15 protein-coding genes are annotated in these 13,908 nt (G+C 57.0%); 4 read left to right on the forward strand and 11 right to left on the reverse strand.

What is annotated here, in order from left to right:
• Positions 1–448: 448 nt before the first annotated feature.
• From Q0650_RS06250 to accB, 7 genes are all read right to left on the reverse strand, one after another.
• Positions 449–2,074 carry a flippase gene (locus Q0650_RS06250; protein ID WP_298817008.1) on the reverse strand — a complete coding sequence of 542 codons (1,626 nt, stop codon included), beginning with the start codon at positions 2,072–2,074 and terminating at the stop codon, positions 449–451.
• Complete coding sequence (locus Q0650_RS06255) at positions 2,071–2,856, reverse strand: hypothetical protein (RefSeq protein ID WP_298817010.1); 786 nt, start codon at positions 2,854–2,856, stop codon at positions 2,071–2,073. Before Q0650_RS06255 ends, Q0650_RS06250 begins: the two co-directional genes overlap by 4 nt.
• 138 nt (positions 2,857–2,994) lie before the next feature.
• The gene (locus Q0650_RS06260) at positions 2,995–3,375 is read right to left on the reverse strand and encodes a RidA family protein (protein ID WP_298817012.1); all 381 of its coding nucleotides are present in this window, start codon (positions 3,373–3,375) and stop codon (positions 2,995–2,997) included.
• Between the two features lie 137 nt (positions 3,376–3,512).
• Positions 3,513–5,465: a hypothetical protein gene (locus Q0650_RS06265; RefSeq protein WP_298817014.1), complete on the reverse strand. Its 1,953-nt coding sequence runs from the start codon at positions 5,463–5,465 to the stop codon at positions 3,513–3,515.
• 17 nt (positions 5,466–5,482) lie between these two features.
• Entirely contained in the window at positions 5,483–5,680 is a 198-nt protein-coding gene (gene xseB, locus Q0650_RS06270; protein ID WP_298817016.1) for an exodeoxyribonuclease VII small subunit, read from the reverse strand.
• Positions 5,673–6,866, reverse strand: a complete 1,194-nt coding sequence (gene xseA, locus Q0650_RS06275; protein ID WP_298817018.1) for an exodeoxyribonuclease VII large subunit — start codon at positions 6,864–6,866, stop codon at positions 5,673–5,675. Before xseA ends, xseB begins: the two co-directional genes overlap by 8 nt.
• Positions 6,866–7,402 (reverse strand): acetyl-CoA carboxylase biotin carboxyl carrier protein, encoded by a 537-nt coding sequence (accB, locus tag Q0650_RS06280; RefSeq protein ID WP_298817020.1) that lies wholly within the window; start codon positions 7,400–7,402, stop codon positions 6,866–6,868. Before accB ends, xseA begins: the two co-directional genes overlap by 1 nt.
• 273 nt (positions 7,403–7,675) lie before the next feature.
• Between accB and Q0650_RS06285 the strand changes: the two genes are divergently transcribed.
• Positions 7,676–7,900, forward strand: a complete 225-nt coding sequence (locus Q0650_RS06285) for a DUF2892 domain-containing protein (RefSeq protein WP_298817022.1) — start codon at positions 7,676–7,678, stop codon at positions 7,898–7,900.
• A 122-nt stretch (positions 7,901–8,022) separates the two neighbouring features.
• On the opposite strand, the gene Q0650_RS06290 is transcribed toward Q0650_RS06285, so the two are convergent.
• Complete coding sequence (locus tag Q0650_RS06290) at positions 8,023–8,898, reverse strand: fructosamine kinase family protein (protein ID WP_298817023.1); 876 nt, start codon at positions 8,896–8,898, stop codon at positions 8,023–8,025.
• Between the two features lie 124 nt (positions 8,899–9,022).
• Entirely contained in the window at positions 9,023–9,286 is a 264-nt protein-coding gene (locus Q0650_RS06295; protein ID WP_298817025.1) for a PspC domain-containing protein, read from the reverse strand.
• 194 nt (positions 9,287–9,480) lie between these two features.
• Between Q0650_RS06295 and Q0650_RS06300 the strand changes: the two genes are divergently transcribed.
• Positions 9,481–10,149, forward strand: coding sequence for a hypothetical protein (locus tag Q0650_RS06300; RefSeq protein ID WP_298817027.1), 669 nt, complete (start codon positions 9,481–9,483; stop codon positions 10,147–10,149).
• A gap of 95 nt (positions 10,150–10,244) precedes the next feature.
• Here Q0650_RS06300 and Q0650_RS06305 read toward each other — a convergent pair whose 3' ends face one another.
• Together Q0650_RS06305 and Q0650_RS06310 are read right to left on the reverse strand one after the other, a co-directional pair.
• A complete protein-coding gene (locus Q0650_RS06305; RefSeq protein WP_298817031.1) occupies positions 10,245–10,991 on the reverse strand; it encodes an NAD-dependent deacylase in 747 nt (248 codons plus the stop codon).
• 69 nt (positions 10,992–11,060) lie between these two features.
• Positions 11,061–11,585, reverse strand: a complete 525-nt coding sequence (locus Q0650_RS06310; protein ID WP_298817033.1) for a histidine phosphatase family protein — start codon at positions 11,583–11,585, stop codon at positions 11,061–11,063.
• 166 nt (positions 11,586–11,751) lie between these two features.
• On the opposite strand from Q0650_RS06310, the gene Q0650_RS06315 reads away from it, so the two are divergent.
• Both Q0650_RS06315 and rocF read left to right on the forward strand, forming a co-directional pair.
• Entirely contained in the window at positions 11,752–12,957 is a 1,206-nt protein-coding gene (locus Q0650_RS06315; protein WP_298817035.1) for an ArsA family ATPase, read from the forward strand.
• On the forward strand, positions 12,954–13,862 hold the full coding sequence (rocF, locus tag Q0650_RS06320) for an arginase (protein ID WP_298817037.1): 909 nt from the start codon (positions 12,954–12,956) through the stop codon (positions 13,860–13,862). The genes Q0650_RS06315 and rocF overlap by 4 nt, the downstream gene beginning before the upstream one ends.
• Positions 13,863–13,908: the final 46 nt, after the last annotated feature.

Raw genomic sequence — 13,908 nt, forward strand, 5'->3', positions numbered from 1 at the left:
AGCGGATAGGCGAGAGGCGATAGCGGATAGGCGAGAGGCGATAGCGGATAGGCGAGAGGCGATAGCGGATAGGCGAGAGGCGATAGCGGATAGGCGAGAGGCGATAGCGGAATAGGCGAGAGGCGATAGCGGATAGGCGAGAGGCGATAGCGGATAGGCGAGAGGCGATAATTCCTCTGCGGTCTCTGCGATCTCTGCGGTAGATTAAGTGTAGTGGTGGGCGGGGAGGAGGTAGAGACGTTGCATTGCAACGTCTCTACCCCGGTGTGCGAGAGGCGATAATTCCTCTGCGGTCTCTGCGATCTCTGCGGTAGATCAGTAGGGGATAGGGGATAGCGGATAGGCGATAGGCGATAGCTGATAGGCGATAATCTCTCTGCGGTCTCTGCGATCTCTGCGGTAGATTAAGTGTAGTGGTGGGCGGGGAGGGGGCAGGGGGAGGAATCGCTTACGTTGCCCGTCCTGCTATCCGTCTCACCAGGGCCAGCTCATCGGCTCCGATTGCTCCGCTTAGCCATAAGGCGACACCATACGCTACCGATCCGATCACAATAGCACTCAGGCTGCCGATCCAGCTTGGTAACCAGATGAGCAGCGGCAGCATTGCGGCGGCCATGGCGAGACTGGCTAACGCCGGTTGCCACATCAGGCGCAGGATGGATGGCGGTAAGCTTTCCCGGTGGAGGGTAGGGCGGAAGATGGTGTAAAGCACCACTTCCGAGGCAATGGTGATAATAGCCGCTGCCAGCAAGGCATTTTCTGGCCTTCCAAACTGTATGGCTAGCGGAATGGCAATGAGATTGGCTGTCAGGTTGAAGAGAGCGCCGATGATGAAGGCGCGGGTGATCGTAGTCTGGCGTCCGATCGCGATCAGCACATATTGCAACAATCCGTTGACAAAAGAGAGGGGTAGAAACCAGGCCAGAATGGCCAGCACCGTGACTGAGGGCAAATATTCGTCAAAACGCTGGCGCGCGAAGATCCAGACCAGATCGTCGGCCAGCAAGCTCATTCCCATTGCCAGCGGGAAAGCGAGGAAGAGCAAGAGCCGCAGCGTTCGTTGTTGGGCAAAAGCCAGATCGCTGCGCGCGCCGCCGGCTCGTCGCGCCAGCAGCGGGAAGACGGCAAAGGTGACCGCTGGTGGCAGTACGAGCGCGATGTTGAGCAATTGGTAGGGTAAGACGTATTGCTGTACCAGCAGATCGGCATTGCTGCCGCCGAAGGCGCGCACGATGAAGAGATCGAAGCGAAAGAAGATGACGCTGAGCAGATTGTTGAGCATTAACGGCAGGGCTTGTGGGATCAACGCGCGCATTGCCGTCAGATCGAAACTGATCGCAGGGGTGAAGAAGCTGCGTACCTGCAAACCGAAGAAGATGAGCGCAGTGATCGAACTGACCAGCACTGCTGCCCATGCCAGCCCGATGACCCCCCAACCCAGCACGAGCACGCCGATCCGGGCCAGAAAACTGAGTAGCGCGGTCAACACTTCGATCACAGCCGGCACCTCCATCCGCTCGGCAGCGTTGTAGAGAGCAGTAACTGCGCCACTGTAAGCGCCTGGCACAAGCGTGAGTAGCAAGATCCAGATTGCCAGTTGACCTTCAGCAGTTAATGGTTCGCTGAGGCCAAGTGTCCCAATGACGTTGTAGCCATTGATGACAAGCCATGCAATTGGAGCGGCAGCGCCAAAGATTAGCATGAGGCGGAGTGCCAGCGTGACTCCAAACAGGCGACGGGAGGCATCGGGATGACGCGCTACTTCGCGAGTGAGGAGAATGCCGAGGCCAAATTCGGTGAAGGTGGCAAGGTATTGGGCTACCAGCAGCGCGGCGGTGTTGTAAGCGCCCAGCGCAGCCGGATCAAGCGCCCCGACCAGCAAAAACAGGATCACGGTATCAAGCCCGCGCACAAACAAACGCAGGCCAAAGGTGATGGCGCTGTTCTTGAAGATGCGTCGCGCCGCATTGGCCGGATCGTCGCGATAGAAACGACGCCAGAGCCAAATCCCGATGCCAAGTAGCGTGAGAGTCGCACCGATAAGTAACAATACGATGCTGAGACGATTGTTCATGGTAGTTGGGTTGTGATCGCGATGCGTTGACCATCACTGACCAGATGGATCGTGCCGTCAAGTTCAGGATGGTACAGATACGGCGCGAGTTGTTTCCGTTCATGGAAGCTCTGGAGCGCCGGTTCAGCAGCTTCAAAGCCGTCACTGAAGGCGACAGCGCGAATGCGAAGCTGCTCGATTTCTGCGACAGTGATGGGACGTTGCCACGGATAGATGAGCAGATCGATGTGTTGTCCGGCCAGCTCGGCAAGTGCGCTATCGCCTGCGCTGCCACCAGTATGGATCAGAATGCGGGTAGCGCGGTATTTAATCAGCAATACGGCGCCACCTTCGTCGCCATCGGTAGCGGTTAATACTTGCAAGAGCGCGCCGCCAAGGTTGATTTGCTGGCCGGCCTGTAGCCGGTGAACCGGCGTTGCCAATGCGCTCAGCAGATCATGCCATTCACCATCGGGTATCACTGTTGTCAGGGCTAACATCGGCTGATACCGCCGTAAGACGCCCAATTGACCTGGTGTGTTCTGTTCGGCTGCGCGAGTCAAAATGATCGCAGCCAGTTTGCGCTCCCAAAAGGGCATATGCGCGCCTAGCTCCACCGCCAGATCGGTGGGATTGCCTCCGCCGTCAATCATCGTAAAAGCGCCGTTGGGTGAGCGGATCAGGATGGCATCACCCTTGGTCGGCAGGACAATCACATGCAGACGACCATCAGAACGTTGAGTCCACGCTATGATCGCCAGCGCCCCGATGAGAACGATAAGGTACCTCAGTTGCTGTCGCATGCTTATCAGCTTCCCCTGACGTTCGGCTTTACATGATAAACCGCGCGACAGTGGCAAAAGATGCGCGCAATTTCGTCCCAAATCGGCGGCGCTGGTTACGCTTGCGCACTGATGAGTCGGTAACGCACTCCAATCGCTTTACGCTAGTGCAATCACTTCAATTTCGATCCTGGCATCGCGCGGCAGGCGGGCAACTTGCACGGTCGAACGGGCCGGTGGAGCATCGCCAAAATGCTCGGCATAAGCGGCATTCATAGCGGCGAAATCATTCAGGTCGGCCAGGAAGACGGTCGTTTTCACGATCCGGTCGAGCGAACTGCCTGCTGCCTGCAAGATAGCGGCAATATTGGCGAAAATCTGCCGGGTCATTGCGCCGATGTCGTCGGTAACCATCTCGTTGGTGGTCGGATTGATCGGCAACTGACCGGAAACGAAAATCAAATTGCCGGCCCGGATGGCCTGCGAATATGGGCCGATCGCTGCCGGCGCGGCGTCGGTGGAAATGCGTGTGCGATCCATTGCGTAACTCCTCGTGTTCAGAATATGAACTGTACCCGGGTTCAGCGCTGTGACAAGAATTCACCCAGTTTATTGCCTCGCCCTTCGATACATCTGACAGATGGCGGTTGAGATTGCGTATACGCGCTCCTGTTGGTTCAAAACAATGACCAGAACGTCAGCATCACAAACATCTGCCAGAACACAGGCATCAGACCGCCTGCAATGGCCTGCGTTCCATCCCACTCATACACCCTGACCCAGAGCGCTGCGGTTGTCCAGTAGGCGAGAGCAAGTGAAGCCAGCCAGGCAATCGCGGCAAGCCACGGTAGATTGACAATTATAAACCCGACGGCCAAAAGCATGAACAGCATGCGAGGCATCTGCGCGAGAGGGTAAAAGGCGAAGATGTGCGATTGATGCTGATCGTTAGCCAAATCACCATGGATGATGATTGAGATGAGCACAATCAGCGGCCATTCAAGCAGACCGGCCAGCGTGAAACCAATCCCGCCCACAATCGCTCCCCAGCCCGGCCAGCGATCACCATCGATGACACCAGGGATAAAAAACATCAGCCCCAGCGGAAGTGATACCAGAAACATTGCTCGCCCTGCCGCCCACAGTAACGATGCCGTCGAGCCACTGGTCGTCTTCAGTTCCGCTTCCAGCGCACTGATCGTTGCGACCGGTTGGCCGATCAATTGCAGGTTAGGCGCAAATGCCGTCGGTTGAAAACGCGGAGTATCGTTGACCGGCGGCAAATGGCTCAAGCGCTCCGCGCACCGTTCGATCAGCTCCGGAAAGTTTCTCATTGCTCCAATCAGCAGCGTTCCTGGGATCCAGCGGCTGCAAACAATCAATCCGATCAGATGGCAGAGCCAGGGCAGGCGGGATGATTGGACAAAGGCAACATTACGACTGAAGCCCAGATCAATGACTTTAAGGGCACTGATCTGGCTCCAGGGAATAGAACGTTCAGCGGGTAAAGGTCGGGGCAAGAAGCGCAATTTAATTCCTTCCTGCCCGGTGGTAGCGGCCAGCGGCATGGCAACACAGAGTATCGCTACCGCGATAATCATCATTGCCAGCATACATTGCGCTGCGATCAGCAGCCAAATCGGCGCCGGCAGATCTGGTCGGTCAGGAAAGCCAAAGAGTGGAACGCTAACACCCTGATAGACGTTGAAAATAGCGTTGTAAGGGGAATACTGGCTTACCCACAGGAATGACGGATGGCTCCGCAAGTCTGGAAAGAGTAACGTTAACGCGCGATCCCAGTAGCTGCGGTAATGCCATAGGCCGGCGCCGAGCATAAGCAGAATCAGCGCGAGTTGTCCCAGGCGAACCGGGGAAAACACCGGTAACACAGCCCGCACATCCGGTTCGCTCAAGGGGGGGAGACTCACATCTGTCGGCAACGGTTCGGTTGTAGTTGCGCCGCGCAAAAATAGACTAAACAGCCATGAACGGTGTTGCTCGTCGATCACGACTGGTTGAGCGCCTTCGATACCGCGAATCGCGCGACTATTTTCTTGCACGATCGTATTGAGCAAATGGTCAAAGTTTTCGATTGCTGATGAGATCAGGAATGATGGCCGCAGCGTGGCTCCGTAGATCAATCCATACAAACGATGCCAGCCGGTCAGGCGTTTCGCTGTTTTAGTCGGAATGACCAGCAACACAAATCGCTGACCTGCCTGGTCACTGGTAACGTGAATTGTCTGCAAATCTTCCCAGGCTACCGGCAACCAGCCGCCGGCAAACTCGATCAACAAACCTCGGGGGCTGACGCGAATAGCCGGCAGCGCATTCAGCAACACGAGCGCGACTACCAGACCGGCAGCGGCCCACAGCAACCCAACGAACGCTTCCGGTAGCCATGCCTGCAGGTCAACCGGCAATGGTGACAGCCAATCATAAACTGAGCGCAGACCAGGAGTGCGGCGCATCCAGAGCGCAAAGGGTTCGCTCACCGTGACCAAACCACGCAGAAGCTGATACCCTGCGCCGAGCAAACTGATCCCGATGAGCAGGCTTCCGATGATCGAGCGCCAAAAGCGCCGCCGTAGCGGGTATTGGTAAACCTGTTCTGCGATTAAAACACTCATCGCTGATGGTGCTCCGTTCAGGCATTGTCGAGTTGACGAACGCGCAGCTCGGCTGCATCGAGCAGTTGCTGACAGGCTGCGGCAAGCTCAGTGCCACGTTCGTAAAGACGCAGGGCCTCTGCCAGTGGCAATTCGCCATGCTCGAGCTGCTCAACCACTGCCTGTAATTCAGCCAGCAAGGTTTCATACTGCTCAACGGCATTTGGTTCACTCATTGGTTTCCTCCGCGACAACGCGCAATGTGCCGGCGCGCAAGGTCAGAAAGAGGCGTTCACCGGGTTGGGTGTGGGCCGGATCGGTGACAACCTGCCCATCTGCTCGTTGCGCTATCGCATAACCGCGAGCCAGGGTTGCCTGCGGACTAAGCGCGATCAGACGAGCCTGCAACCCTTGCAGGCGGGTCTGTTCGAGCAGCAGCCCTCGTTCGAAAGCGCGGTTTGCCCGGCGTAACAGCTCATCAACCGTTTGGCGAGCAGAGTCGAAGCGACGGCGCGGATGGTTACGCTGGAGTGAAATCATCTGCTGGCTGATTGCGCGACGCTGTTCGGCGATACGGTTCTGGATAGCTGCTGTTGCCCGTGCACGAAGCTCTTGCACCCGCTGATGCAGTTCAGTGATGGTTGGCGTGGCCAGCTCGGCGGCGGCTGAAGGTGTTGGCGCGCGCACATCGGCCACGGCGTCGACCAGAGTAGTGTCGGTCTGGTGACCAACACCGGTAATCACCGGAACCGGGCTGATGGCGAGTGTCCGCACTACCTGTTCGTCATTGAATGCAGCCAGATTTTCACTTGCGCCGCCGCCACGGGCCAGGATCACGAGATCAACCGATTCGAGGTAGACGCGGCGTAAAGCAGCGACAATGCTGGCCGGTGCCAGTTCACCCTGCACCAGGCAAGGCGAGAGCAGCACCTCGGCCAGCGGATACCGACGCCGTAGAATATTCAAAATGTCTTGCAGCGCTGCGGCTTGTGGTGAGGTAACGATCCCGATTCGGCGCGGAAGAGCAGGCAGCGGTCGTTTCCGCCGGTCATCAAAGAGACCTTCCGCTTCCAGCCGGGCGCGCAGCTCTTCGAGTTGCTCGAACAGCAGACCGGTGCCGGCTGGAATCATCTGATCGACCACGAACTGCACCTCGCCGCGATTTTCGTAGAATCCGACCCTGCCGTGCGCTAGCACTGCTTCACCGTTGACCGGAAGCATGGTTAGACGTTCGGCGGCGCTACGCCAGAGCACGGCGCGAATGCTGGCCCGTTCGTCTTTGAGCGTGAAGTAACAATGCCCTGACGGGTAGCGACGAAATTCAGTCACTTCGGCCAGCAACCAGAGATCAAAGAACAAACCCTCGCCTTCAATGTGCTTGCGAAGGGCATTATTGAGGTCAGATACAGTAAAAGCGCGCATCAGAGCGGTTCGATCACCATCAATGGCTGCCCATATTCAACCGGTTGTCCATTCTTCACGAGGATGCGGGCAACGCGACCGGCCACATCACTCTCGATCTCATTCATCATCTTCATCGCTTCGATGATGCCAACAGTATCGCCGGCCCGCACCTCATCGCCTTCCTGCACAAACGGTTTGTCTTTAGGCGATGGCGCCGCGTAGAATGTACCGACCATTGGCGCTGTGATAGTATGGCCGGCTGGCATTTCCACGGGCGGCCCTTCGGGCGCTGGTGGCGGCTGAACGAAAGGAGTAATGGGGGTGGTTGGCAATGGAGTTGCCAATGGTGTGTTCATTGGTGGAGCGGGTAAAGCGGCAGAATGGTAGATTACACCACCCGCCTGACCGCGCTTGACATGAAGTTTGGCATTTCCTCGCTCGATCGTAATTTCATATACGTCACTTTGTTCGAGCAACTGCAACAAATCACGCACGGCGGCCAAACCAAACGGATCGTTCTGATCGGCAGGCATTTCGGTAGTTTCGTCCTTCATAGCTCCCCACAGCAATACTTCGGCGAAACAATCTTATTGTAGCATAAGTGTCACCTTTCGCTGGTAGCGGCTGCGCTCAAATCGCTTTAGCCGACTGGTCAGCGCAACAGCCACTCTGTTTCAGTTTCAAACCGCGCGCCGATATTCCGGCTCTCATTGCCTCACAATACCGGTAAGTAACTGTTACATCAAGTGGCGAGATCTTCACCGACATGTTGTAGAAAGATTGTTATTCTAAACACGAAGAAAAGTTGAGGGAAAGGAATGTCCATTATGATTACCCGTAATGTGGGCACACTTGATCGTGATATTCGTCTTGTCTTAACCATGGTGTTCGGGCTGATCTCGCTTTTCGGTCAGATCTTCTGGTTACAGGTTATCTGTGGTTTTCTCGCCTTGATCATGTTTGCCACCGCAGCGTTTGCAGTGTGTCCGCTCTACTGGCCATTTGGGATAAACACCTGCAAGCGAACGCAAACCCAGAAGCAGACGCGCTAATTGCTTGTTATGCGCAGGCTCAAACAATTTCGAGAGCAACCGCCGGTTGCTCTCGAATGTTTTCAGGTAATGGCTGACAGTTTGTCATGCGTTCATGCGTTGCAGCCAGACAGAAATGCTGCTCAGCCATACCGGCGCGCAATCGCATCAACCTGCGCGCCATAACCTTCGCCAAACAGGTTGAGATGGTTGAGCAGATGGTAGAGGTTGTAGAGATCACGGCGTTCGTGATAGCCGGGCGCAAGCGGCCAGACTGCCTGGTAAGCGGCGTAAAAGCGAGCTGAAAAGCCGCCGAAGAGTTCGGTGAAGGCCAGCTCGGCCTCGCGGTCGCTGTACGAAATGGCCGGATCGATAACAACTGGCATTCCATCGCGACCGGTTATCACGTTACCGCTCCAGAGATCGCCATGGATGAGAGAAGGAACCCGCGGAACGCCGTCGAGCCACTGCTCGAGCCGGTTGAGCACCCGGTCGAGCGCCTGGCGGCGCGACGATGGCAGGCGACCATTGCGGCTGGCTAATTCAATCTGCGGCATCAGGCGGCGGTCGCGAAAAAAGGCGATCCAGTCGTCCATCCAGCCGTTGAGTTGAGGTGTGCCGCCAATAAAGTTGTCGCGGTCAAGGCCGTAGGCTGGCGCGGCGCAACGGTGGAGCGCAGCTAATTGCTCGCCTAACTGGACTGAATCGAGCGGTTTGCCATCACTCTCAATCCATTCGCTGAGGACAAGGGCCGGCTGTTGTGCGTCAGCCTCACAGGCAAAGATGACGGTCGGCACGCGGATGGTATTGATCGCAGCAAGTGTGCGCAAACCGTGAGCTTCGGCGGCAACCATCGCTGCCGGAAGGCCGCGCGTTGCCCACTTGAGCGCGAAACGTTGTCCGCCAGCGGTGATGCGAGCGAGGTGCGCGCCAAAACTTCCGCCAAGAAGATCAACCCGCTCGATTGGGTGACCGAGCGCAGTGGTGACCAGATTGGCAACAGTTGGGGGCAGATTCATAACCAATATCAACAGCTCAGACCACCGGAAGATGTGATGAATGATACGATACCGGCGCGGTGGCGTCAATGCGCAGAAGCGGCAACCTGATCAGGCTACCGCTTCTCTCCTACCGCGTTGCAGGTTATCGCAGCTTCTGGCCGGTGTACGGATCATACTTCCACTCACCGGTGGGATCTTGCATCGGTGGCGTGACTTGAGGCAACTCCTCCTTCGGCATAATGATCCAGAGCACGATGTAGATGAGCGGGCTGAGGCCACTCAATACAGCGAGCACAAAGATCAGGCGAACAATCGTGCTGTCAATGCCAAAGTAACGAGCAAGGCCGCCACAGACACCGCCGATCATGCTGTCGGTTGCGCTGCGGGTGAGACGATTGGTTGTCATAAGTTACTCCTTGGAGGTATTCAGGCTTCTTCGTTCCTGCCTATACGACGTTGCCGGCGTCAAGTTGTTGCAGGCAACCTGCAAAGTCTTCTCATTACTACTTCATTAGTTCTTCACAGTGTGGCTGTACATTGCAAGCAGCACTGAGCGTGCAGTGCATCGTTCCAGCAATACGAACACGAGGAGGAGACTGAATGAAACGAGCATTTTTCAGCAGTCTGACTGGGATAGCTCTGGCGTTGAGCCTGCTCTGGAGTCAGCCAACGTTGGTAAGTGCAGCGCAGGCGACCGTATCCAATGCGGCGGTGGCTGAATTGGGGTTAGGACGCGGCGGCGGTGGCTGGCGCGGGGTCGGTATGGTGAGTGTTGGTTACCTGGTGCGTACCCTCAGCACATTGACCGGGCTTGACGTTGCTACTATCCAAACCGAGTTGCAAAATGGCAAGAGCCTGGCCCAGATTGCGGCTGCGAATGGTAGCAGCGGCGATACCCTGGTGCAAACTGTGGTTGATGCCGCCAAGACCCGCCTCGATCAGGCTGTGCTCAACGGACGGCTGACTCAGGCTGCGGCAGATCAGATGTTGACCACGATTCGCGATCGGGCTACGACGCTGGTGAATGACACAACGCTGGGCGCGCAGGTATCCGATCGGGCTATCAAGGTTGGGCAGCGGAGCGCGTTGAGCTGGCTGATCCAGGCCGCCGCCGATCAGACTGGTCTCGATGTGGCAACGATCCGGTCGCGGTTGCGCAATGGTGAGACGTTGCGGGCAATTGTGACCTCGGCGGGTGGCAATCCGCAAAGCGTGATCGATGCGGCAGTTGACGCCTTCCGTCAGGCGGCGACGACGGCGATGCAATAAGTCAGATCAAGATCGACCGTATCCCATTCTGAAACGAATGGGTGTACCCTCTCCGCTAGCATTGGAGAGGGTATTGTGTATTCGACAGCACTATTTTATTGATGAAACGCTGCCGCGACCAGTTGCGGTAGCATCTCACCGGCTTTGCCATAAATGGTGAAGAGGGGAGGACGGGCAGCAGTCTCTTGTTCGAGATTGAGGATGAGAACCGTTGCGTGGCGACTGAGGGCAATTCGTGGCAAGGACGCCGCCGGTTCAACGACACCGGAGGTTCCAATCGACATAAAAACATCGCAATTGAGCGCTGCTGCCCAGGCCGTTTCGAGCGCTGCGCGTGGTAACATTTCGCCAAACCAGACCACATCGGGGCGCAACAACCCTCCACAATTCGGGCAACAAGGCAATTCTTCCTCGTAATCCCAGGTTGAATGGATTGAGCCATCAACCGTACAGCGGGCGCGGTGGAGGCTACCGTGCAGCTCGATCACGTTACGACTACCGGCGCGCTGATGCAGACCATCGATATTCTGCGTAATCAGGGTCAATTGCGGCACCAGATCGGCCAGTTGAGCGAGCGCGTAATGGGCCGGATTGGGTTGAGCGGCGCAGGCCTTGACTCGCCGTTCGGCATACCAGCGCCAGACCAGGGCCGGGTCGCGGGCAAAGCCGGCTGGTGAAGCCAGTTCTTCGGGGTTAAAATGTGACCAGAGCCCAGTCTGCGCATCGCGAAAGGTCGGAATACCACTTTCGGCGGAGATGCCGGCGCCGGTGAGCGTGACCACATGACGCGCGCTCCGCAAGTGGGAGGCAAACGTTGCAACGACCTGATCGAGACTGGTCATAGCATTCCTCCGCAGGATAATTGCATTTGGCACTCAACGCGCAGCGCGGTTGCAAAGATTGTCCGGGTATCATGGTTGCCACGATGGTTTAAAGACCAGCTCAAATCGGCAAGTGCGCTGGTGGTTAAACGTTACCTGCCAGACTCCGCAGGTCGGCGCAGGATTACCACCGTGATACACGTGTTTACTGAGATCGATCTGATCATGGCTAAGTTCGAGTAGCAGAGCGCGGATCGGCGAGCCGTGCGTCACGATTCCAACTCGTTGATACGGCGAATCGTTCAAGCCGGCCAGCAATTCGCGGGCGCGTGCGCGCACCTGTTCGAATGACTCGTTTGGCGCATGTTCTTGCGCCAGCGTTGTGAATGTAACCGGTAAGCCAAGCGCATCAACCAGCACCTCAGCCGTCTGCGTAGTGCGCGCGAACGGCGACACCAGCAGCAACTCGACGCCTTTGTCGGCCAGGAAGATGGCAACCTGTCGCGCCTCGGCACGACCACGTTCGGAGAGATCGGGACCTGGTGGCAACTGATACGGGATGGCTGGATTGGAAACAGGTTGCCCGTGACGAATAAGAAAGAGATCAGAAAGCACTGCTATTCCTTACACCTTGATGTAGCAACGATAATCAGGTATCATCGAGAAGTAGTGTACCATAGTTAATTGACGGGGCGAATTGCAACATATACAATTGATGCGGCGTCGCATCAGTAAGAAGAGCGACTTTCTTTATGGCGACAGACAGGTAAAGGATGCATCAATGCGGCTGATCCTCTATCTCGGCAAGGGTGGCGTCGGCAAGACTACGACCTCGGCAGCGACAGCAGTGCGCGCGGCGGAGCTTGGCTATCGCACACTTGTGGTAAGCACTGATGTGGCGCATAGTCTGGCCGATGCTCTTGATACTCCATTGGGATCGCTGCCGACCCAGATCGGAGAACGACTGTGGGGGCAAGAGATTAACGTACTCGATGAGGTTCGTCAACATTGGGGCGAGTTGCGGGTATACCTGAGCAATCTCCTGCGCCGTCGAGGAGTTGATGAAGTAGCTGCCGAAGAACTGGCAATCATTCCCGGCATGGAAGAGGTTGTCAGCCTTCTGCATATTCGGCGGCAGGCCCGTGAGGGCAATTTTGACGTGGTGATTGTTGACGCTGCGCCAACCGGCGAGACAGTTCGGCTCTTGACGATGCCGGAAACCTTTCAGTGGTACGCTGCGCGGGTGATGGACTGGGAACCAACCACGCTAAAAGTTGCGCGTCCGCTGGTCAAGCAACTGGTGCCGGCAACCGATGTCTTTGCCAAGCTCGAACGATTGACCAAGGGTGTGGAGGCGTTGCGAGCGACGCTTACCGATCCGCAGATCAGCTCGTACCGATTGGTGGTCAATCCTGAGCGGATGGTAATTAAAGAGGCGCAACGGGCTTCGACCTATCTGGCCTTATTTGGCTATCCGGTTGATGGGGTTGTGCTCAACCGGGTGTTACCGATGGATCAGGTCGAGGGCGCGTTTATGCAGGAGCTGGCTCGAATCCAGCAAGGCTATCGCCAGATGGTTTACGATCTCTTCCGCCCGCTACCGATCTGGGAAAGTCCCTACTATGCGCGAGATCTGGCCGGTATCAAAGATCTGGCAATGGTCGGGCAGCAGTTATTCGGCGAGGATGATCCGGTCAAGGTACACTTCATCGGCAAGACGCAAGAGATCGTCAGGCAAGGTGATGAATATGTGCTGCGCTTGCCGCTGCCTCATGTTGAGATCGGCAAGGTGTCGATGACGAAGCGCGGCGACGAGTTGTTTATTGAGATCGGCAACTTCCGTCGCGATATGTTGCTCCCGACCACGCTGGCTGAGCGTCCGGCGCGGCGAGCATACTTCCGCAATGGAGTGCTGGAGGTGTTCTTTGGGCCACCGGAGCCGTTGCCGCTGGCAACCAATGAGCAAGAGGAGTCGGCTACTCCATGACCGTGGGATCACGAATCGCTATCATCGGCGTGCCAATCGATCTGGGGGCCGGGCGGCGCGGTGTTGATATGGGGCCAAGCGCGATCCGGTATGCCGGTTTGAGCCGGCGGCTCTGTGAGCTGGGGCATCACGTGATCGATTTTGGCAATCTGGCAACGCCGATGGTAGAGACAACGCCGTTACCGCCACCCGATTCCCGCCTTCGCTACCTCGAACCGATTGCGGAGGTCTGCGCGCATCTTGCCAATCTGGTAGCCGATGTTGCTGCGCAAGCGATGTTACCGCTGATTCTGGGCGGCGATCACAGTATTGCTATCGGTTCGGCGAGTGGCAGCGCCCGTTATCGCCGTCTCGGCCTGATCTGGATCGATGCTCACGCCGACTTCAACGATGAGCGAACAACACCGAGCGGTAACATTCATGGCATGCCGCTGGCCGTGCTGACCGGGCGCGGCCATCCGTTGCTTACCGGCCTTGCTGGTCGTGTGCCGGCATTTGAACCGGGTCAGGTGGTGTTGATTGCGGTACGCGATCTTGATCCGCTAGAGCGAGAGGCGCTGCGCGCTGCGTCAGTGACGGTCTTCACGATGCACGATATTGACCGTCGTGGCATGGCCGCAGTCATGGAGCAAGCGCTGACCATCGCCACGCAAGCGGCTGACGGTTTTCATCTCAGTTTTGATCTCGACGTGGTTGATCCACGCGAAGCGCCTGGCGTGGGCACGCCGGTCAATGGCGGCATCTCAGCGCGCGAAGCTCATCTGGCTATGGAACTAATTGCCGAGAGTGGCGCTCTGCGTAGCCTCGACATCGTTGAAGTGAACCCGATTCTGGACGAACGCAATGCGACTGCTGAGCTGGCCGTTGAGCTAACGTTGTCGGCATTGGGGAAACGGATCTTGTAGGTAGTGGGTTTGTCTGGTCAGCCAGATTCGGGCGCAGAGAGGGTGC

Source organism: uncultured Chloroflexus sp., assembly GCF_937129525.1.
Taxonomy (GTDB): domain Bacteria; phylum Chloroflexota; class Chloroflexia; order Chloroflexales; family Chloroflexaceae; genus Chloroflexus.

Bases quoted from the DNA above. Each gene is read 5' to 3' on its own strand.
- Q0650_RS06250 (WP_298817008.1), bottom strand. From the start codon at position 2,074: ATGAACAATCGTCTCAGCATCGTATTGTTACTTATCGGTGCGACTCTC.
- Q0650_RS06255 (WP_298817010.1), bottom strand. From the start codon at position 2,856: ATGCGACAGCAACTGAGGTACCTTATCGTTCTCATCGGGGCGCTGGCG.
- Q0650_RS06260 (WP_298817012.1), bottom strand. From the start codon at position 3,375: ATGGATCGCACACGCATTTCCACCGACGCCGCGCCGGCAGCGATCGGC.
- Q0650_RS06265 (WP_298817014.1), bottom strand. From the start codon at position 5,465: ATGAGTGTTTTAATCGCAGAACAGGTTTACCAATACCCGCTACGGCGG.
- xseB (WP_298817016.1), bottom strand. From the start codon at position 5,680: ATGAGTGAACCAAATGCCGTTGAGCAGTATGAAACCTTGCTGGCTGAA.
- xseA (WP_298817018.1), bottom strand. From the start codon at position 6,866: ATGCGCGCTTTTACTGTATCTGACCTCAATAATGCCCTTCGCAAGCAC.
- accB (WP_298817020.1), bottom strand. From the start codon at position 7,402: ATGAAGGACGAAACTACCGAAATGCCTGCCGATCAGAACGATCCGTTT.
- Q0650_RS06285 (WP_298817022.1), top strand. From the start codon at position 7,676: ATGATTACCCGTAATGTGGGCACACTTGATCGTGATATTCGTCTTGTC.
- Q0650_RS06290 (WP_298817023.1), bottom strand. From the start codon at position 8,898: ATGAATCTGCCCCCAACTGTTGCCAATCTGGTCACCACTGCGCTCGGT.
- Q0650_RS06295 (WP_298817025.1), bottom strand. From the start codon at position 9,286: ATGACAACCAATCGTCTCACCCGCAGCGCAACCGACAGCATGATCGGC.
- Q0650_RS06300 (WP_298817027.1), top strand. From the start codon at position 9,481: ATGAAACGAGCATTTTTCAGCAGTCTGACTGGGATAGCTCTGGCGTTG.
- Q0650_RS06305 (WP_298817031.1), bottom strand. From the start codon at position 10,991: ATGACCAGTCTCGATCAGGTCGTTGCAACGTTTGCCTCCCACTTGCGG.
- Q0650_RS06315 (WP_298817035.1), top strand. From the start codon at position 11,752: ATGCGGCTGATCCTCTATCTCGGCAAGGGTGGCGTCGGCAAGACTACG.
- rocF (WP_298817037.1), top strand. From the start codon at position 12,954: ATGACCGTGGGATCACGAATCGCTATCATCGGCGTGCCAATCGATCTG.